15 protein-coding genes are annotated in these 19,002 nt (G+C 76.1%); 3 read left to right on the forward strand and 12 right to left on the reverse strand.

All coding sequences use genetic code 11. The features are described 5' to 3' along the window. Positions 1 to 109: 109 nt before the first annotated feature. From BX266_RS38340 to BX266_RS39670, 6 genes are all read right to left on the reverse strand, one after another. Positions 110 to 286: a hypothetical protein gene (locus BX266_RS38340; protein WP_180290363.1), complete on the reverse strand. Its 177-nt coding sequence runs from the start codon at positions 284 to 286 to the stop codon at positions 110 to 112. Between the two features lie 14 nt (positions 287 to 300). Beyond that, on the reverse strand, positions 301 to 942 hold the full coding sequence (locus BX266_RS03490) for an AAA family ATPase (RefSeq protein ID WP_259464518.1): 642 nt from the start codon (positions 940 to 942) through the stop codon (positions 301 to 303). A gap of 112 nt (positions 943 to 1,054) precedes the next feature. Next, a complete protein-coding gene (locus tag BX266_RS03495) occupies positions 1,055 to 1,252 on the reverse strand; it encodes a ferredoxin (protein ID WP_099897460.1) in 198 nt (65 codons plus the stop codon). 20 nt (positions 1,253 to 1,272) lie between these two features. Continuing rightward, positions 1,273 to 2,475 carry a cytochrome P450 gene (locus tag BX266_RS03500; protein WP_099897461.1) on the reverse strand — a complete coding sequence of 401 codons (1,203 nt, stop codon included), beginning with the start codon at positions 2,473 to 2,475 and terminating at the stop codon, positions 1,273 to 1,275. 353 nt (positions 2,476 to 2,828) lie between these two features. Next, positions 2,829 to 3,239 (reverse strand): AhpC/TSA family protein, encoded by a 411-nt coding sequence (locus BX266_RS03505; RefSeq protein WP_399171215.1) that lies wholly within the window; start codon positions 3,237 to 3,239, stop codon positions 2,829 to 2,831. A 3-nt stretch (positions 3,240 to 3,242) separates the two neighbouring features. Then, positions 3,243 to 3,413 (reverse strand): hypothetical protein, encoded by a 171-nt coding sequence (locus tag BX266_RS39670; RefSeq protein ID WP_259464520.1) that lies wholly within the window; start codon positions 3,411 to 3,413, stop codon positions 3,243 to 3,245. Positions 3,414 to 3,479: 66 nt separating this feature from the next. Here BX266_RS39670 and BX266_RS03510 point away from each other — a divergent pair, with 66 nt between their 5' ends. Together BX266_RS03510 and BX266_RS03515 are read left to right on the forward strand one after the other, a co-directional pair. Further along, complete coding sequence (locus tag BX266_RS03510) at positions 3,480 to 4,097, forward strand: TetR/AcrR family transcriptional regulator C-terminal domain-containing protein (RefSeq protein ID WP_099897462.1); 618 nt, start codon at positions 3,480 to 3,482, stop codon at positions 4,095 to 4,097. Positions 4,098 to 4,387: 290 nt separating this feature from the next. Further along, the gene (locus BX266_RS03515; protein ID WP_099897463.1) at positions 4,388 to 4,972 is read left to right on the forward strand and encodes a TMEM165/GDT1 family protein; all 585 of its coding nucleotides are present in this window, start codon (positions 4,388 to 4,390) and stop codon (positions 4,970 to 4,972) included. 66 nt (positions 4,973 to 5,038) lie between these two features. Here the strand turns inward: BX266_RS03515 and BX266_RS03520 are convergent, their stop codons facing one another. From BX266_RS03520 to lanL, 4 genes are all read right to left on the reverse strand, one after another. After that, complete coding sequence (locus BX266_RS03520) at positions 5,039 to 6,781, reverse strand: ATP-binding cassette domain-containing protein (RefSeq protein WP_099897464.1); 1,743 nt, start codon at positions 6,779 to 6,781, stop codon at positions 5,039 to 5,041. Then, on the reverse strand, positions 6,766 to 8,565 hold the full coding sequence (locus BX266_RS03525; RefSeq protein ID WP_099897465.1) for an ABC transporter ATP-binding protein: 1,800 nt from the start codon (positions 8,563 to 8,565) through the stop codon (positions 6,766 to 6,768). The genes BX266_RS03520 and BX266_RS03525 overlap by 16 nt, the downstream gene beginning before the upstream one ends. 541 nt (positions 8,566 to 9,106) lie before the next feature. Then, complete coding sequence (locus BX266_RS03530; RefSeq protein WP_099897466.1) at positions 9,107 to 10,828, reverse strand: prolyl oligopeptidase family serine peptidase; 1,722 nt, start codon at positions 10,826 to 10,828, stop codon at positions 9,107 to 9,109. Further along, a complete protein-coding gene (gene lanL / locus BX266_RS03535) occupies positions 10,828 to 13,587 on the reverse strand; it encodes a class IV lanthionine synthetase LanL (protein ID WP_099897467.1) in 2,760 nt (919 codons plus the stop codon). The genes BX266_RS03530 and lanL overlap by 1 nt, the downstream gene beginning before the upstream one ends. A gap of 228 nt (positions 13,588 to 13,815) precedes the next feature. Between lanL and BX266_RS03540 the strand changes: the two genes are divergently transcribed. Continuing rightward, the gene (locus BX266_RS03540; protein ID WP_180290364.1) at positions 13,816 to 16,530 is read left to right on the forward strand and encodes a LuxR C-terminal-related transcriptional regulator; all 2,715 of its coding nucleotides are present in this window, start codon (positions 13,816 to 13,818) and stop codon (positions 16,528 to 16,530) included. Positions 16,531 to 16,584: 54 nt separating this feature from the next. Here BX266_RS03540 and BX266_RS03545 read toward each other — a convergent pair whose 3' ends face one another. Both BX266_RS03545 and BX266_RS03550 read right to left on the reverse strand, forming a co-directional pair. Next, on the reverse strand, positions 16,585 to 18,189 hold the full coding sequence (locus BX266_RS03545) for a M4 family metallopeptidase (protein WP_099897469.1): 1,605 nt from the start codon (positions 18,187 to 18,189) through the stop codon (positions 16,585 to 16,587). A gap of 164 nt (positions 18,190 to 18,353) precedes the next feature. After that, a complete protein-coding gene (locus BX266_RS03550) occupies positions 18,354 to 18,938 on the reverse strand; it encodes a TetR/AcrR family transcriptional regulator (protein WP_099897470.1) in 585 nt (194 codons plus the stop codon). Positions 18,939 to 19,002: the final 64 nt, after the last annotated feature.

Consider the following 19,002-nt stretch of genomic DNA (forward strand, 5'->3'; position numbering starts at 1 on the left):
GCCCCGGCGGGCCCGGGTGTCTCGGGGACGCCGCCGCCGGGTACCAGGCAGTCCATGCTCCGCATGACGGCCCGTCACATCCGGTCCGAGGGTGGTGAGCCCGACGCCGTCAGCGGCAGATCCAGTGACTGTCGCGGATCGGGTGCTCGAACCGCTCGCCGCCCGAGCGAGTCACCACGACTCCGTCGCCCTGGTAGGCGACCCGGTCGCCCGCCGCGACGAACAGTGGTCCGTCCAACTCGACCTGAAAGTCGGAGCGGAACAGGAACTCACTGAGCAGAAGCATCCGCGGGACCGGGGTCAGGCCGGGGTGAAGCGGACGGCGGTGAGGCGTTCGCGGGTGGTGGCGTCGGCGAGGACGACGGAGCGGGCGGCGGGGAAGGCGGTGGGGCCGTGCTGGGCGAGGGCGGTGAGGAGGCGGGTGGTACCGCGGAGGTGGAGGTGGAAGGTGCGGGGGGCGGTGGTGCGGGCGCGGGCGTGCTGGCCGGCCAGCGCTTCGGACGCGGAGACGGCGAGCAGGACCACGTGGAGCTCGCGGCCGTGGCGCCGGGCCCAGTGGGCGAGGGCCCGGCGCATCCAGCGGCGGCTGCCGCAGTCGTGGACCAGCAGCGGTCCGGGCCGGGCGAACGCGGCGCGGGTGCGCAGCAGGTGGAGCAGCCGGGCGGCGGGCCGGTAGGCGGGGTACGGGAGCCAGTCGGGCATCGCGGCCTCGCAGGCGAGGCGGGTGGTGCGCGGGTCGACGACGGCGGTGCGGGCGACGTCCCAGCGGCGCAGCAGGGTGCTCTTGCCGCTGCCGGGGACGCCGCCGACCACCACCACGGCGGTGGCGGGGTAACGGAGGGTCAGCGGTGGGCCGGGGTGCCCGCGCAGGTCGGTGAGGCCGCTGGGCGCGAGTTCCTCGGGCAGGGTCGGTCCGGCGCCCTCCTCGCACAGCGCTCCCACCGTTCTCCCCCTCGTCCGTTGCCCGGCTGATCCGCTCGAACTGTTCGAACTGTTCGACGGTTCGGCAGCCTATCGGGGCGGGCGGGACGCGGTTCGGCCCGGTCCGGCCGGTTCAGCCGCGGTCGAGCCGGATCGCTCGGCCGGGGCAGGCGGCGACGGCGTCCTCGGCGACGGCCAGCAGCTCGGCGGGCGGTTCGGCGGCGAGCAGGACCACGAGGCCGTCCTCCTCGCGCTGGTCGAACAGTTCGGGGGCGGCGAGGACGCACTGCCCGGCGCCGCAGCACCGGTCCTGGTCGACGTGCAGGTTCATCGGTGTTCCCTTCTCGGCCGTCACCAGGCGACGGGCAGCGCGTGGACGCCGTAGACGACCATCTCGTGACGGAACCTCAGCTCCTCGAACGGCACGGCGAGCCGCAGCCCGGGGAGCCGGCGCAGCAGGGTCTCCAGCGCGATCTCCAGTTCCAGCCGGGCCAGCGGCTGGCCGAGGCACTGGTGGACGCCGAACCCGAAGGCGAGGTGGCGGCGGGTGTCGCGGGCGAGGTCGAGGGTGTCGCCGTCGGGGTAGCGCCGCTCGTCCCGGTTGGCGGTGTTGATCTGACAGACGACGCCCTCGCCGGCCCGGATCAGCACGCCGCCGACTTCGACGTCCTCGACGGCGACCCGGGTGAGTCCGGTGTGCACGACGGTGAGGTGGCGGAGGAGTTCCTCGACCGCGGCGGGGGTGGTTTCGGGGTGGGCGCGCAGGCGGGCGAGCTGGTCGGGGTGGCGGAGCAGGTCGAGGACGGACAGCGCGGTCATGTTGGCGGTGGTCTCGTGCCCGGCCACCAGCAGCAGGCGGCCCATGGTGCTGATCTCCGCGGTGGTGAGTTCGCCGCGGGCGACCAGCCGGCTGAGGATGCCGTCGTCGGGGTGGTGGCGCTTGGCCTCGGTGAGCGCGTCGAGGTAGCCGGCCAGGCGGTCCTGGGCGGCGGCGATCTCCGCCACGGGGGCGTCGCGGCGCAGCAGGGTGCGGCTGCACTCCTGGAAGAAGGCGTGGTCCTGGTAGGGGACGCCGAGCAGCAGGCAGATCACCAGCGAGGGCAGCGGCAGGGCGAAGTCGGCGACCAGGTCGGCGGTGGTGCGGCCGTCGGCGGTCATCCGGTCGATGAGTTCGTCGGCGGTGCGCTGGATCGCGGGGCGCAGCAGTGCGGTGCGGCGGAGGGTGAAGTCGCCGGTCAGCATGCGGCGCAGTCGGGCGTGCTCGGGGTCGTCCATCCTGATGAACGTCGGTGAGCCGGTGCTGAGTTCGCGGGCGCCGGCGCTGAGGAACGGGAAGCCGGGGCGGGTGGCGTCGGCGCTGAACCGGGGGTCGGCGAGGACGTCGCGGGCGTCCTGGTGACGGGTGATCAGCCAGCACGGGGTGCCGTCCCAGAGGCGGATGCGGCTGACGGCCTGTTCCTCCCGGGCCTGCTGGTAGGCGGGCGGGGGCGCGAACGGGCAGGTGCCGCGCGGGGCGGGGTGGCTGGTGGGGGAGGTCGGGGCGGCGGTGGCCATCGTGGGTTCCCTTCCCGGCAGTTGGGCCGCCGGGCCGGGTCGGGGTGAACGGGGCCGTGGCGGCGCGGACCTCGGCACTTGGATGCCTCGGGCAACTAACTCACCGTCACGCTAACTCGCGTTCCGTGGCCGGGGAAAGCACGCCGGGCCCATCGACGCCAATCTGTCCGGTTTCCGGCCGTCCACGAATCGTCGGCCGTGGCGGCCCGCGCCACGCCCACCAGCCATGTCCATGCCCGCCCGCCCCGACCGAGCGCGACCGCCCGGAGGGCGAGAACGGGCCAGTCGCCACCGATGTCAGCCGCCCCGGGGAGCCGGGCCGCGAGCCCGGAGCCGCGCTGCCGACGGCGGAGTCAGCCGTGCTGCGGCAGCGGGGCGGCCCGGAGTTCGGCGGCCAGCGCGAGCACCTGGTCGACGGCCCAGTGGTCGGCGGCGTGGGCCCCGTAGTGGGCGGCCAGCACCCGTCCGTCGGCGGCCAGCAGGAAGTCGGCGGGCAGGCCGATCCGTCCGCCGAGCGGACGGGAGGCGGGCGGGCGCTCGCGGCCGCGCAGCAGCAGCACGGCGCTGCGGGCGACCGCGCGGGCGATGGTGGGCCAGACCCGGGGGTCGAGCAGGGCCCGGACGCCGCGCTCGACCCCGTAGGCGCGGTAGAGGCGCTGGTCGGGGTCGGCGACCAGCGGGAACGGCAGGCCCTGGGCGTGCGGGCGCAGCTCGGCCTCGGGCGAGTGGAACACGGCGGCCTCGATCACGCCGGCGGCACGCAGCTCCTAGTGCCGGACGGCGAAGGAGCGCAGGTGCAGGTTGCAGACGGGGCAGCCGGCGAACCGGCGGAACTGCAGGTGCAGCAGCCCGCCGGCGGGAACGGGCGGGAGCTCGGCGCCGGTGGTGTCGGTGGTCGGGAGGATCGGGGCGGTGGTGCCGGACTGCAGTCGGGACACGGTGGCTCCTCGTAGGTGTAGACCGTACGCCTAAAACTGTAGGCGTATGCCCTACGCTGTCAAGTCGTGCCCCGCCCACGCTCCCTGACGACCCGCCAGCTCGCCGCCGCCGCGCTCACCGTGATCGACCGCGACGGCCTCCCGGCGCTGTCCATGCGCACCGTCGCCGCCGAGCTGGACCGGCGCACCATGGCGCTCTACCGCTACGTCGAGGACCGCGCGGAACTGGAGTGCCTGGTGGTGGACCTGGCGCTCGGCACCGTCCTGGACCAGGCCGCCCGCACCACGCCGCCGGCCGCCGCCCGGCCCGTGCCGCCGCGGGAGCGGCTGCTGGAGCTGCTGCAGCTGATGCGCGAGGCGGTCGGCGCGCACCCGGGCGTGCTGCCGCTGGTGGTCCGGCACCACGGGGGCTGCCTGCCCGCGCTGCGCTGGCGCGAGTGGCTGCTGGAGGCGCTGGCCGCCGCCGGGCTGGACGGACCGCACCGGTCGGCGGCGCTGCACGCGCTGGTCTCGTACGTGATCGGCGCGCTGGAGCTGGAGCACCGGCCGGCCGAGGACCGCGCCGGGCTCGCCGCGCCGGACGCGTTCCCGCTGCTGGCCGCCGCACTGCCCGGCGCCGCCGACCCCCGGCAGGTGTACCTGGACGGGGCGCGGGCCGTCCTCGACGGGCTCCGGATCGCCTGACCCTTCCCGACCGGGGGGGGTGCCGCGGACCGCGTTCCGCGATCGTCTAGAATCGACGGAGCGAAGGGGAGTAGTCCCGAAACACCGCTGGTCGACATACTGGACGGATTTTTTCCGTCCCGGCCTGCGGGCCGCGGCGAACCGGCCGGGGTGGACGAGACCTTCGGCCCTTGCATGGCCCTGCCGCACCCACCGTGCGTCAGGTCTCGTCGTGCCGGGCCGAAAGGTTTGCCCGTCGCCTGCTTGGTGCCGTTCGAGCCTCCGGCCCGGCCCCTGCAGAAAGCGCTCCGATGTCCTTCGACCCCCTGGCGATGCTCACCGCCTTCGGGCTGATCTTCCTCGCCGAACTCCCGGACAAGACGATGTTCGCCTCGTTGGCCATGGGCACCCGCATGCGCCCGCTGTACGTGTGGTTCGGCACCTCGGCGGCCTTCGTGGTGCACGTCGCGATAGCCGTCGGCGCGGGCAGCCTGCTCGGCCTGCTGCCGGGCCTGGCCGTGAAACTGGTCTCGGCCGCACTGTTCGGCTTCGGCGCCTTCGTGCTGCTGCGCTCCGGCGGCGACGAGGACGACGAGAACGGCGGCGCGAAGACCGTCACCGGGTTCTGGCCGGTCTGGGGCACCGCGTTCATGACGGTGTTCATCGGTGAGTGGGGCGACCTGACCCAGATCACCACCGCCAACCTGGCCGCCACCAACGGCTGGCTGCCCACCGCGATCGGCTCGGCCGCCGCACTGATGTCGGTGTCCGCGCTGGCCCTGGTGGTCGGCAGGTTCATCGCCAAGCGCGTTCCGTTGAAGACCGTCCAGCGGGTCGGCGGCCTGTGCATGGCCGCGCTGGCCACCTGGACGCTGATCGAGGCCTTCACCGGCTGAGCCCGCACCCGTCCGCTTCGCTCCCACACCCCGCGCCGTCGTGGCCTGCTCCGGACCGACCGGCCGTCAACTCACCTTCGCCGCACCGGAGCTGAGGTGCGCGCTGACACCGTCCAGGTGCAGCACCCGGCGGGCCCGACGGGCGGAGGCGGCACGGTGGGCGATCACCACCAGGGTGCCGGGCCGGGCCGCGAACGCGGCCTCCACCCGGGCCTCGGCGGCGGGGTCCAGGTGGCAGCTCGCCTCATCGAGGACGGTGAGTCGGGCGGGCGACAGGTGGACCCGGGCCAGGGCGATCAACTGGCGTTCCCCCGCCGAGAGTTCGCCGGGGGCGGCCAGCTCGGCGTCCAGCCCGCCCAGCCGTTCGAGCAGCGGACCGAGGCCCAGCGCCCGGACGGTGTCCCCGATCGCGGCCGGTTCGGCGTCGGGGGCGAGGTAGCAGAGGTTCTCCCGCACGGTGCCCGCGAAGACGTACGCCTCCTGCGGGATCAGCGCCACCTCGCGGCGCAGCCGGGCGGCGGGCAACTGTTCCAGCGGGACGCCGTCGAGCCGGACGCCGCCCGCCGACGGGGTCTCCAGGCCGGTGAGCAGCAGGGCGAGGGTGGACTTGCCGATCCCGCTGGGGCCGGTGACGGCGAGGTGGTCGCCGGGCGCGAGGTCGAGGTCGAGGCCGTCGACGACGGGGGCGGCGTGCGGCCCGTAGCGGAAGGTGAGTCCGCGGGCGGCGAGCGCGCCGGGGCCCGGCGGGGCGGCGTCGGGGGTGCCGGCGGCCGTCGGAGCGGCGGCGGTGGTCTCGGCCAACCGGCCTAGCACCGCGTCGAGTTGGACCCCCCAGGTGCCGAGCAGGGTGGTGAGCGAGCGCAGCGCGGGGTCGAGCCCGGTGACCAGGTAGGTGACGGCCCCGGCGGCCGCTCCGGCGCTGAGGAGCCCGTCGGCGACCAGCCCCGGCAGTGCCAGGACGACGGCGAGCAGCGGGAGTTGGGCCCCGATCAGCACCACGGCCCGGCGGCCCGCGGCGGCCCGGCCGAGTGCGGCGACGGCGCGCGCCTGGGTGTCGGTGGCCGCGTCGAGGACGGCACCGGCCCGGGCCGTGGCCCCGCAGGCGGTGACGTCGCGCAGCGCGTCCAGGACGGGCCCGGCCTCCCGGGCGAGGGCCTCGTCGGCGAGCACCACGGAGTGCTGACGGGCTGTCAGGGTGCGCAGCAGGCCGGCCAGCACCAGCAGGGCGAGGCCGGTGAACGGCAGCACCAGCAGGGCGATCCGGCCGGACAGCGCGGCCACGCCGAGCACGGCCGCGGCCAGCGCGAACGCGGTCTGCCGGAAGGTCCGCAGCAGGGCGGCGACCAGGTTGCGGACGGTCTCGACCTGCTCGGTGAGACGGGCGACCGCCCCGGCGTCCTGCGGCTCGCGGCCCGTGGTCCAGGCGTGCAGCGAGCCGGTGACGGTCCGTCGGACCAGGGCGTCCCGGAGCGGTTCGACGACCGCGCTGAGCGCGGGGAAGATCCGGCGCACCGCGGCGGCCCGCAGCGCGAGGGCCAGGCCGAACAGCAGCAGCCAGCCGAGCCCGGCCCACGGGCGGTGGGCCAGGAACCCGCGGTCGAGGGCGGCGGCGATCAGCACCCCCGAGAGCAGCGGCGGCCCGGCCTCCACCGCCGACCAGAGTGCGACCCGCACCAGCGGGCGCGGCCGGGAGGCGAGTTCACGCCCGAGCAGCCGCCACCCGGCCGCCCGCCGCGAGGCGGTGCCGGATGCGGCCCGGCCGACCGCGGTGGTACGGGCGGGTCGGGCGGTGGTCAGCGAACCGGACACGGGAACCCCTCGGAGGCGCGATCGGACGCGGAGGCCGAACTCCCGTCGGGCGGCAGGTCGGTGTCGAAGACGGCCCGGTAGTCGGGGTGGGCGGCCCACAGGTCGGCGTGGCGGCCGGTGGCGCGCAGGCGGCCCGCGTCCAGCCAGGCGACCAGGTCGGCGCGGGCCGCGGTGGCGGCCCGGTGGGTGATCAGCAGACGGGTGCGGTCGGCGAGGGTGTCGGTCAGGACCGTCTCGATCTTCGCCGCGGTGGCCGAGTCCAGGCTGGACAGCGCGTCGTCGAGGACCAGCACCTTGGCGTCCTGGGCGACGGCCCGGGCCAGGCCCAGCCGCTGGGCCTCGCCGCCGGACATCGGAGCCTCGGCGACGGGGGTGCGGTAGCCGGCCGGCAGCCGGTCGACGAAGCCGGCGATCTCGGCGGCGCGCGCGGCGTCCCGGACGGCCTGTTCGCCGGCATCGGGCCGGCCGTAGGCGATGGCTTCGGCGAGCGTGCCACCGGGCAGGCCGGGGCGGGCGAAGGCGCAGGCGACGGTGGTGCGCAGGGCGTCCTCGCGGAGTTCGGCGAGCGGCAGTCCGTCGAGCAGGACGGCGCCCTCGTCGGGGTCGCGCAGGCGGGCGGCGAGTTCGGCGAGGGTGCTGCGCCCGGAGCCGGAGCGGCCGACGACGGCGAGCAGCGCGCCCGCGGGGACGGTGAGCCGGACGCCGTCCAGCACGGTGCGGCCGTCGACCCGGACGGTGACCGCGCGCAGCTCCAACTCGCCGGGCCCGTCCACGGGTTCGCGGGTGCCGGCGGGCGGGATCGGCAGGTCGAGGACGTCCACCAGGCGGCGGGCGCCGGCCCGGGCGGCGGCCAGGCCCATCAGGGCGTCGGCCTGGTTGAACAGCGCGGTGCCGAGCGCCGCGTAGCCGGCGGCGGCCAGCAGCTGACCGGAGGTCAGGCGTCCCGCTTCGACGCCGAGGCCGGCGGTGCCCAGGACGGCGACCTCGACCAGCGGCAGCAGCAGGCCCATCCGCCAGACCGCGCCGGCCTGGGCGAGCCACAGGTTCCCTCCGGCGGCGGCGAGTTCGGGCAGCGGGGCGAGGACCCGCTCGGCCTCGCGGTCGGCGGTTCCGGCGGCCCGGATGGTCCGCACGCCCCGCATCGCCTCGGCGAGCCTGGCGGCGATCCGGCCGACGGCCCGCTGGTAGGCGAGCGACAGTTCGGACGAGCCGGCCAGGAAGCGGCGCATCACCAGGACGGCGGGGGCGGCGGTGAGCAGGAAGGCGAGGGCCGGCCGCCAGTCCAGGACGGCCAGGGCGACCAGTCCGCCGAGTGAGGTCGCCGCGGCGGCCGCGGCCCCGACCAGGGCCGGTCCGGCGGAGGCGGCCCGGGCGGTCGCGCCGACCAGCCGGCTGTTCAGGTCGCCGGCCGGGAACGCCCGGACGGCGGCGGGACCCACCGCGAGGATGTGCGCGGTGAGTCGGCGGCGCAGCTGGGCGGTGGCTGCGGCGGTGGCTGCGGGGCCGGCGGCGGCGGCGAGCATGTCGGCGGCGGCGACCAGCAGCAGCAGGACGGCGAGGGTGGCGACGGCGGTGAGCGGGGCGGTCCCGCGCAGGGCGGCGTCGACGGCGGCGGCCGCGGCGGCGGGCAGGGCGAGGGTGCAGGCGGCGGCGGTCAGGCTGGCGGCGGCCAGCGCGGCGGTCCAGCCGGGGGCCCGGCGCACCGCCGCGGACAGCAGCCGGTCGCCTGCCCGCGCCGGGTTCACCGGCCGTGCGGCGTCGGCGGTTCGGCGGCGAGGCTTCATCGGTGGGTGCTCCTGGGTCGACGGGGCGGGACGTGCCGGGGGGCCGGGGCCGGCGGCGGGACGGAGGTGTGGGCTCCGCCCTGCCGCCGGGCCCGGCCCGGTCGGTGCGGCGACCGGTGCCGGCGCCCGGAGCCGTCGAGGTGCGACGACGGCGGCAGGCGCGGGCCTCAGCGCGCGGTCAGGCCGTGCGGCCCGTGGTGGTTCAGGCGGTCCACGTGCAGGTGAACCAGCAGGTCTCCGAGCAACGGTCCAGACCCGCCGGCTCCTCCTCAGCGAGCAGCTCCAGCGCGTCCAGCTCCAGGTCGAACTCCATGACGAACTCCTTCAGGAATGAGAGGTGGTGAGAGATCGGACGAGACGGTTCAGGCGGTCCAGGTGCAGGTGAACCAGCAGGTCTCCGAGCAACGGTCCAGACCCGCCGGCTCCTCCTCGGCCAGCAGCTCCAGCGCGTCCAGCTCCAGGTCGAACTCCATGACGAACTCCTTCGGTTGGTTGGAACGGGGGTGGTGCGCCCCGGCGGGGCGCTCCTCCGTGCGGGGCGTCAGTGCGCGCCCGTGCGGAGGAAGTCGGTGAGGGCGGCCCGGACGGCGGGGCCGCTGGGGCCGGTGACCGGGTGGTGGCCGGCTCCGGGGATCTCGCGGTAGTGGACGTCCCGGCCGAGGTCGCGCAGGTGCGCGTGCAGCTCGCGGGAGTGGGCGACGGGCACCACCTCGTCCTGTTCGCCGTGCAGGAGCAGCAGCGGGACGCGGATCCGGTCGGCACGCCGGTGCAGGTCGCGTTCGGCGGCGGGCTCGGCGGGTGCGCCCAGGCGGTGCAGCATGGCGCGGACGCCGGGGGCGCCGGTGGCGGCGAGGTGCGGAACGGAGCGGAACGGGGCGACGGCGGCGCAGCGCGACCAGGGCGCGTGCGGGTCGGTGCCGGCGAGCAGGGCCAGCCAGGCGCCGTAGCTGATGCCGTAGAGGGCGGGCGGTTCGAGGCCGCGGGCGGCGCGTTCGCGGGCCAGCCGGTGACCGACCGTCAGGACGTCGGCGAGGTCGGGGCCGCCCCAGTCCTGCCGGATGGCGTCGCGGTGGGCGGGGCCGTAGCCGGTGCTGCCGCGCTGGTTGAGGGCGAGGACGGCGAGGCCGGCGGCGGCGAACTCGGCGAGCAGCGGGTCGTACTCGAGCCGCCAGGCGGTCTCGGGTCCGCCGTGCAGGGCGAGCACGGCGTGCTCGGCGGTGCCCGGGTCGCCGTACACCACGGCTTCCAACGGCCCGTCCGCGCCGGCCAGTTGTCGGACGCCGGCGACCGGGGCGGCCTCGGGTGCGGCCGGCAGGCGGAGCGGCGCGGTGGGCCGTTCGGGGCTGCTGTGCAGCAGGTGCAGGCCGGTGCGGGTCCAGTGGGCGCGGTCGCCGAAGGTGCCGGGCGGGGCGGGGAGTTCGGTGGCGGTGTCGGTGTCGAGCCGGTGGACCAGGATCCGGGCGGCCGCGCCGCGGTCGGAGCGGACGGCGAGCCGGGTTCCGGTGGGGTCGAAGGCGAGTGGGCGGATGCCGCCGGGAAGGGAGTTGAGGCCTTCGGGGTGGCGGGTGGGGGTGTGGCCGTCGAGCGGGCGCAGGCCGAGGCGGTGGCTGCCGGTGGCGGTGGGGACGGCGACGAGCAGTTGTCCGGTGCGCGGGGCGGCGAGCAACGGGCGTTCGCCGGGTTCGGCGCCGGGCAGCGGTTCGGCGCGGCCGGTGCGGGTCTCGACGACGATGCCGTGGGCGGTGCCGTCGGTGTAGTGCAGGGCGAGCAGGCGGTGCGGGTCGAGCCAGTCGCCGCCGAGCAGGCCGCCGGGGAGTTCGGCGAGGGTCTGCAGGTCGGGGCCGGGCCCGGCCAGCAGGCGCAGGGTGGAGCGGCGCCGGCTGTCGGTGGTGACGAGGGCGGCGAGTCCTTCGGGGCCGGGCCACGGCAGCAGGCGGACGGCCGGGTGGTACAGGGTGCCGAGCGGCCGGGTGCGGTGGTCGCCGGGGGTGGCGGTGCGCAGGTCGTGCCGTCCGGGGGTGCTGCGGCAGAGCAGCAGGCGTCCGTCGGGCAGTGGCAGGACCTGGGTGCGCGGGGTCTCGGCCTCGTGGGCGGCGCGCAGTTCGGTGCGCTGCGGGGCGGGGCCGGTGAGGTTCCACAGTTCGGCGGTGCAGCGGCCGTCGGTGTGGGCGGCGAGGCAGGCCAGTCGGGTGCCGTCGGTGGTGAACGCGGCGGACAGGCGGTGGTGGACGGTGGCGGCGGGGGCGAGGGTCGCGGTGCTCATCAACAGGGCCTCGGGGCGGCCGCGGTGGCGCTCGCGGTGCCGGGCTCGGGCATCCAGGGGCGGGGGCCGCCGTGCTGGAGGCGGTGCAGGAAGTCGAGGGCTCCGGCGGTGCCGGTCTGGTAGTCGGCGACGACGTCGACCACGCTCTCGTCGGGGATCAGGCGGCGGCCGTCGCGGACGGCGTGCCGGGCGTCCAGGCAGCCGGCGAGTTCCGCCGCGTGGTGCAAGTACCGTGGATCGTGCAGGAGTTGGGCGAGGTCGAGGAGGAACTGCCCGTTGCCGGCCAGGCCGTGGCAGGCGGCGGGCGAGGTCTGCCAGCGGGAGCGCAGCACGGCGGCTCCGGCGGCTTCGGCGGCGGTGCGGAACCGGGTCTCGCCGGTGGCGGCCCAGAGCCGGATCAGGAAGGTGCCGACGCCGGAGGAGCCGCTGCACCAGTTGGGCATCCGGGTGTCGCCGCCGACGGTCTCGCCGCTGCCCCACCAGGCGGCGTCGCCGTCGTGGTCGGCGGCGGCGAGCAGGGTGTCACCGGCCCGGACGGCGAGGCCGCGCAGGTCGCTGCGGCGGGTGGCCCGGGCGGTGGCGAGCAGGAACGCGCCGATGCCGGCGGTGCCGTGCGCGAAGCCGTGGTGGGCGAGTCCGGCGAGGGCGGAGTCGAAGTCGGCGGGGATCTGCCAGCGCAGCCTGCCGTCGCGGTCCTCCTGGACGGCGCCGGCGAGGTGGTCGGCGCAGGTTTCGGCGCGGGCCAGGAAGGTGCGGTCGCCGGTGGCCTGCCAGAGGTGGAGTTGGGCGAGTCCGGCTCCGGCGGTGCCGTGGCAGACGTCGGGGTTGGGGCTGCGCAGCGGGATCAGGGCGGCCAGGTCGAGGGCGCGGTCGGCCATCGCCGGGTCGTCGAGGGCGCGGGCGGCGTCGTGCAGGGCCCAGGCGGTGCCGGAGCGGCCGAAGTAGAGGCCGGGGAGCAGCGTGGGCTCGGCGGGCAGGGTGCGTTCCAGCCAGTCGGCGGCGGTGCGCAGTCCGTCGCGGGCGGCGGGGTGGCAGTCGGCCAGGCGGGTGAGCAGGGCGATCGGTCCTGCGGCGCCGTGCTGGACGGCGCACGGGTCGGTGGTGGAGCCGAAGTTGGCGGTGGGCCACAGGCGTCGGCCTTCCGGCCGGAGGGTGGCGAGCAGGTGCTCGACGCCGTCGCGGAGCAGGCGCTCGCGGCGTTCGGCGCTCAGCCCGGCGTCCTTGCGGCGGGGGCGCGGCACGGGCCGGCGGTGGTCGTCGAGGTCGGCCCGGACGGCGTCCAACTGCGGGCGCCGGGACGGGTCGTGGTGCAGCAGGGCGAGGATCAGCGGTTCGAGCCGGCGGGCGGCGGGGTTGCGGACGCCCGCGGTGGCGAGCAGGTCGGCGAGCCGCTGGGTGAGGGTGCGGGCGGGCGGCTCGTCCTCGGCGAACACCGGGTCGGCGCCGGTGGCGAGGTGGTACAGCACCGCGCCGAGGCTGTACAGGTCGGCCGTCGACTCGGGTGCGGCGGACCGGCGTTCGGCGGCCATCTGCTCGGGTGCGGCGTAGCCGGGGGTGCCGGCGCGGTGGACGGGCGTGCCGGGGCGGGTGGCGAGTTCGAGGTCGACCAGGCCGATCCGGCCGTCGGTGTCGATCATCAGGTTGTTGGGCGTGAGGTCGCGCAGCACCAGTCCGCGGGCGTGTGCGGCGGCCACCAGGTCGGTGATCTCCCGGGCGACGGCCAGCACCTGGGGGATCGGCAGGCCGGTGAGGCCGGCCGGGCCGGTGAGCTGCTGCTCGGTCCAGCGGCGCAGGGCGATGCCGGGGACGGTGCTCTGCGCCAGGAACACGTCGCCGCCGTGCTCGAACAGGGCGAGTTTGCGGGGCACGCCGGTGACGCCGAGCAGCCGGTCCAGGGCGGCGGCCTCGTGCCGCAGCGCGTCCCGGGCGTCCTCCCCGTTGGGGTGGGCGGCGGTGTGCCGGCGGGCCTGCTTGAGGATCACCGGCGCGCCGCTGTCGCGGTCGACGGCCCGGTACACGCCGCCCTTGTTGGCGTGCCGGATCGCACCGCGGACCTCGAACCGGCCGGCCAGCAGCACCCGTTCCGGCTCCCGGCGGCCGGGCGGCGTCACCCGGGCGGCGGGCGGCTCGGGGAACGGGCAGCTGACCCAGGCGGGCGGCGTGTACGCGGGGCGGCGCTCGTCGCGGACGGTGCTGCCGTCGGGCCCGATGAGCCGGATCTCGTAGCTGCCGTCGTTGCCGAGCACCCGCCGGCCGCGGAACGCGCCGTAGCGGTAGTGGACCAGGCTGCCGGGGCGGTACGGCCGGTCGGAGAGGATCCGCTGCCCGGCCAGGCCGTCGGTGGCCCGGTCGAGGGCTTCGGCGACCCGCAGGGCGTGCGCGTCGTCGTCGGGGTAGGCGGTGAGGAACTTGCCCGCCCCGGCCCGGTCGTAGCGGCCGGATACCAGCGCCTCGGCCCGCTCCAGGGTGCCGGCGTACTTGAACGCGCAGCCCAGCGCCAGGAGTCGGCCGGCCGCCGCGGCGAGCACCTGCGGCGCGGAGGCCGGGGTGGCGGAGACGTGCAGCTTCCAGCCCTGGGTGCGGGGGCGGTGGTCGGGCGGCAGCAGCCTGGTCCAGAACTCCTCGGCGCGCAGCTCCCAGCCGGCCGCGCCCTGACGTTCCATCACCGTGCGCAGCGCCGCCTCCAGCGCCTCCGGCGCCTGCGGCGTCGAGTCCGCTGCCGTGCCTTCGCGTTCGGCGACCGCCTGTCCTCCCGACACTTCCGTTCCTCCCCCGTTGTCCGTGCCGTTCCCCTGACGTCCTCCACAGTGCAGTGCCGCGCGCCGCGGCCACAGAGCAGCCGATTACTCAACCCGGGCGCGGGCGGTACTCAACCGGGGCGGGACACGGCCGGAATACGGCGGGGCTTTTCGACCCGGAGCTGCCACAATGTGGCGCAGCGACACATCCGAACCGGGGGGTAACCGATGTCTGCCGCTCACTGCGCCATGCCCGAAACCGTGTCGGGCCTGCCTTTTGTCGGCCGCCGGGCCGAACTGTCCGCGCTGCGGGCCGCGTTGCGGCGCCCGTCGGTGCGGGCGGCGGTGCTGACCGGCCCGCCCGGCGTCGGCAAGAGCCGCACCGGCGAGGAGTTCCTGCTCGCGAACGAGCGGGCCCGGCACCGATGTTGGAGAATCCGCGCGACCGAGGCGGCTTCCGCGGTGCCGCTGCTCGCGCTCGCCCCGCTGCTGCCCGCCGAGCACTCCGACGACCCGGTCGAGCTGTTCCGCGAGGTCAGCCGCCGGATGGGCGAGCGGGGCGGGCCGCGCCCGGTGGTCCTGGTGGACGACATCCACCTGCTCGACCAGACCTCGCTCTCCCTGCTGGCGCTGCTGGCCGAGCAGGCCGGTCTGTTCCTCGCCGCCACCCTGCCCGCCGGGACGGCCCTGCCCGAGGCGCTGCGCACCTGGTGGCGGCAGGACGCCCTGCACCACCTCACGCTGGACCCGCTGGACCCGGCCGACGGCGCGCGCCTGCTGGAGGCCGCGCTCGGCGGTCCGGTGGCCACGCCCGCCCGCGCCGCGTTCGCCTCGGCGGGCGGCGGGAACCCGCTACTGCTGCGCGAGCTGCTCCGCTCGGCGGTGTCCTCGGGAGCGCTGCGCGAACTCGGCGGGGTCTGGTGCCTGGACGGCTCGCTGGACCGGCTCGCGGTCGACGGCCTGCTGCCGGACGCCCTGCGCGAGCTGCCGCGCGAGCTGCGCACCGTCCTCGAACTCCTGGCCCTGTGCGGGCCGGTGGGCCTGGACGACGCCCAGTCGTACGCGGGGCTGGACGGGCTCGCCGAACTGGAGGAGCTCGGGCTGGTCACCGTCGGCACCGAGCGCCGCCGGACCAGGATCGCGCTCGCCCAGCCCTGGCACGCGCCGCTGCTGCGGGCCCGCACCACGCTGGTCCGGGCCCGGTCGCTGCTGCTCGCCCAGGCGGCCCGGGTCCGGGCCCACGGCGCCCGCCGCGAGAGCGACGAACTCGACCTGGCCCGATGGGAGTTGGAGGCCACCGGGACGTCCTGCCCGGACCTCCTGGTGCGGGCCGCGGAGCAGGCGCTGCGGGCCGACGACGTGCCCACCATGTGCCGCCTCGCCCGGGCCGCCCTGCAGCACGGGCCGAACGTGGCCGCCGGCCTGATGCTCGGTGAAGCCCTCGGCCAGCAGGGCGAGTTCACCGAGGCGGTGGCGGTCCTGCGGGACGCCTTCGCGGCCGCCCGCACCGAGGGCGAGGTGGAGGCCGCGGCCGTCACGCTCGCCCAGAGCCTCTGCTTCGGCCTCGAACGCGTCGACGAGGCCCGGGCCGTGCTCACCGAGGCCGCCCACCGGATCGGCGACCGCCCGGCGCTGACCGGCTGCCAGGCCGTGCTGCTCGCCGCCGCCGGACGGGCCGCCGAGGCCCGGCTCGCCTTCGCCGGCCGGCTCCCGTGCCGCGGGTCGACCGAGCCCGACGACGTCCCGGACGGCCGGGGGGCCGACACTTCGGGCCGGGAGGACCGCGGGGAGGACCGCGGGGCGGGCGGGACGGCGGATCCGGCCGGCCAGGGCGGCGTGCTGACGCTCCAGGCCCGGCTGCGGATCGAACTCGCCACCGGGCGGGTCGCGGACGCGGTCGAGAGCGGACGCGACGCGTACGTCACGCACCGCCGACTGGCGGAGCGTTCGGCCGTGTACTACCCCGTCCGCAACCTGTACCTGCTCGCGGTGGCGCTGCTGGAGGCCGGCCGGCTCGACGAGGCGGAGGCCGCCGCCCGGGAGGGGCAGCAGGCGATGCTGCACACGCCGGTGCCGGCGCTGACCGCCTGGTTCCCGTGGGCGCTGGGCCGGATCGCGCTGGACCGCGGGCGGCCCGCCACGGCGCTCGGGCACTTCCGGGAGGCGCGGGCGCAGGCCCGGCTGCGGCGCCAGTCCTTCGCCGCGGCCCGGGCGCTCGCCGGGGCGGTGCTGGCCGCCGCGCACCTCGGCCAGGTGGCGCCGGAGGCGGTCGAGTTGACTGCTCCCGCCGGACCGGACGCGCCGATCCGCGGCTGGGACACCGTCCGCGCCCAGGCGTGGGTCACGCTGTGCGCGGGCAACCTGCCGACCGCGACGGCGCTGCTCCGCTCGGCCGCGGGGCACGCCCTGGCGGACGGCGAGGTGACGGCGGCGGTGGCGATGCTGGACGACCTGGTGCGCTGGGGCGTGCTGGAGGACTCCGACGCGCTGGCCGCGGCGGCGGCCCGGATGCAGGGCCCGTACGCGGCGGCGCGAGCCCGGCTGGCGCTCGCCTGCGCGGCCGGGCGGGCCGAGGAGATCGAATCCGCCGCTGCCCGACTGGCCGACCTGGGAGTCGAGTTGCGCGCCGCCGAGGGGTTCGCGTCGGCCGCGCACGCCTGGCAGGCCGCGGGCCACCGGGCGCGGGCGACCCGCGCCGCACAGCGCGCCCAGGACCTGGGCGCGCTGTGCGAGGCGGCGGCCACCCCGGGCCTGACCCCGCTGACCGGGGCCGACCCGCTGAGCAGCCGGGAGCGGGAGATCGCCCTGATGGCGGCGCGCGGCCGGACCAGCCGGGAGATCGCCGCCGAGTGCGTGCTCTCCACCCGCACGGTCGACAACCACCTCGCCCGGATCTACCGCAAGCTCGGCATCGCCAATCGCACCGAGCTGTCCGCCATCCTGTTCCCGGCCGCCTCCTCCTGACGGTCGCTCAGGAGGCGCGGCCGGTCGGGGGAGGCGATCCGTCGGGGCGCCGCGTCAGGAGACCGAGACGGCGCTCCACGCGGCGGCGACCGTGTTGTACTCGGCCGACCCGGCTCCGTACAGGTCCCGCGCGGCGTTCAGCGACGCCGCGCGGGCGCCCTTGTAGTCGGTGGTGGAGGTCATGTAGACGGTCAGCGCCCGGTACCAGATCGCGGCGACCTTCTGGTTGCCGATGCCGGTGACGGTCGAGCTGTTGCAGGTCGGGCTGTTGTAGGCGACGCCGTCGATGGTCTTCGCGCCGCTGCCCTCGCTGGCCAGGTAGAACCAGTGGTTGCCGACCCCGGAGGAGTAGTGCACGTCGAGCTGGCCGACCTTCTTGGTCCAGCAGTTGGCCGAGCCGCCGTCCAGCGAGGGCTTGTCGAAGCGGCGCAGCCACGGCGGCGTCGACTGGTCGCTGAACAGGTAGTCGCCCTTGTCCACCGCGTTGTGGGCGTAGAACTCGACCATGGTGCCGAAGATGTCGCTGGTCGACTCGTTCAGGCCGCCGGACTCGCCGCTGTAGCGGAGGTTGGCGGTGGCGCTGGTGACGCCGTGGGTCATCTCGTGGCCCATGGTGTCGAGGTCGACCTGCTCGGGGTCGGTGCTGCCGTTGCCGTCGCCGGTCATCATGCAGAAGCAGGCGTCGGACCACTGGGCGTTGTCCCAGTTGGTGCCGACGTGCACGAAGACGGTGGCGCCCTTGCCGTCGTTCTTGATGCCGCTGCGGCCGAAGGTGTTCTTGTAGTAGTCGTACGTCCAGGCCGTGTTGGCGTGCGCGTCGACGGCGGCGGTGGCCCGGTCGGTGGAGAACTTCTTCCCGTCGCCCCACACGTTGTCGGCGTCGGTGTACAGCGTGCCGGAGGTCGCCTTGACGCTGCTGGCGGACAGGTTGTGCGCGTCCTTGGTGGTGTGGCCGCGGACGGGGTCGATCAGCGCGTAACTGCCGTCGCCCTGCAGGGTGGTGGCGATCGCGACGTCGCCGGTGTACTCGGAGTGGCCGGTGCCGGTGGCCTGGTGCTCGGAGTCGTAGGCCTCGATCGCCTCGCCGGTGGTGGCGTCGGTGACCACGATCCGGCCGGTGGGCTGGCCCTGCTTGCCGGTGCCGCTCACCGTGGTCTGCCAGGCCAGCCGGGCCGTGCCGTCGGCCGCCCACACCACCAGCTCCGGCTGCGAGGTGGCGCCGGCGATGCCCGGGGCCTCGCGCAGCGCTTCGGCCGCACTGGTCTGCGCCGCGACGGCCGGCTTGGTGGTCTTCACGGCCGGGTTGTGGCCCTTGGCCCGCGAGGAGTCCTTCAGCTTGCCGCGGGCGTCCTGGTGCACCACCAGGTCGCCGCCGATCACCGGCAGGCCCTGGTAGGTGCGGTCGAAGCGGACGTGCTGCGATCCGTCCGCGTCGATCACCACGTCCTTGACCACGAGTCCCTGGTCGGAACCGAAGCCGAACAGGTCCGCGTGGCCGGCCACGTTGGCCCGGGCCTTGGCGATCGCCGCGTCCCGGCCGAGACCGGCCGGGGCGGCGGAGGCGGTGCCGTACTGGACACCGGTGACGAGCAGGGCGGCGGTCGCCGCCAGGGCCGCAGCCGAAAGGGTGTGACGGCGCGTGGAGGAGGAGGGGCTCACTCGTGACTCCAGTCGGGGTAGCTGGGGGTAGCCGACTGCGAGCCTGTCGATGAACATACAAACACTTCTATTAACAGAACGAACCGTGACCCGTTCGTAGCCGTTCGCCCACCGGCCGCCGCACCGGTACCGCCGTCGCCACGCTCGACCGGGGGACGGCCCGGTCAGGTGTTCCGGAGGCCGCTGAGCAGGTAGTCGACCCGGGCGGGGGTGTCGTCCGGGTCGAGGGCGCCGAGGCCGAGGAGCAGGCGGTAGTAGATCGGGCCGAAGAGCAGTTCGACCATGGTCGCGGTCGGAACGTCGCCGCGGAGCTCGCCGGCGGTGACGGCCTTGTCGAGGCGCTGCCGCCAGCAGGCGAAACGGGGTTCGAAGAAGGTGGTGCGGATGTCCTCGGCGAGCCGCTCGTCGCCCTGGGCGTCGGCGATCAGGCCGCACCAGACCGGCCCGAGGGGACTGTCGAGCAGGCGCATCACGCCCTGGGTGGCGGCGGCGAGGTCGGCGGCGAGGTCGCCGGTGTCCGGGACCCGGCGGGCCGGGCCGGTGCGGTCGTTCATCGCTTCCAGGACGACGGCCGCCTTGGTGGGCCACCAGCGGTAGATGGTCTGCTTCCCGACACCGGCGGCCGCGGCGATCGCCTCGACGGTGAGCCTGGCGTAGCCCTGACGCGTCGCCAGGTCGAGCGCGGCGTCCAGGATCGCCCGGTGCGAACGCTGGTTGCGCAGGGTGGGGTTGGGAGTTGAGGCGGTCATCACAAAATTCCTCCATGAGACGCACCGTCTCGTCTTGACGCGGTCCGCCGCGGTGCAGGACGAT

This window comes from Streptomyces sp. TLI_171, assembly GCF_003610255.1.
GTDB lineage: Bacteria > Actinomycetota > Actinomycetes > Streptomycetales > Streptomycetaceae > Kitasatospora.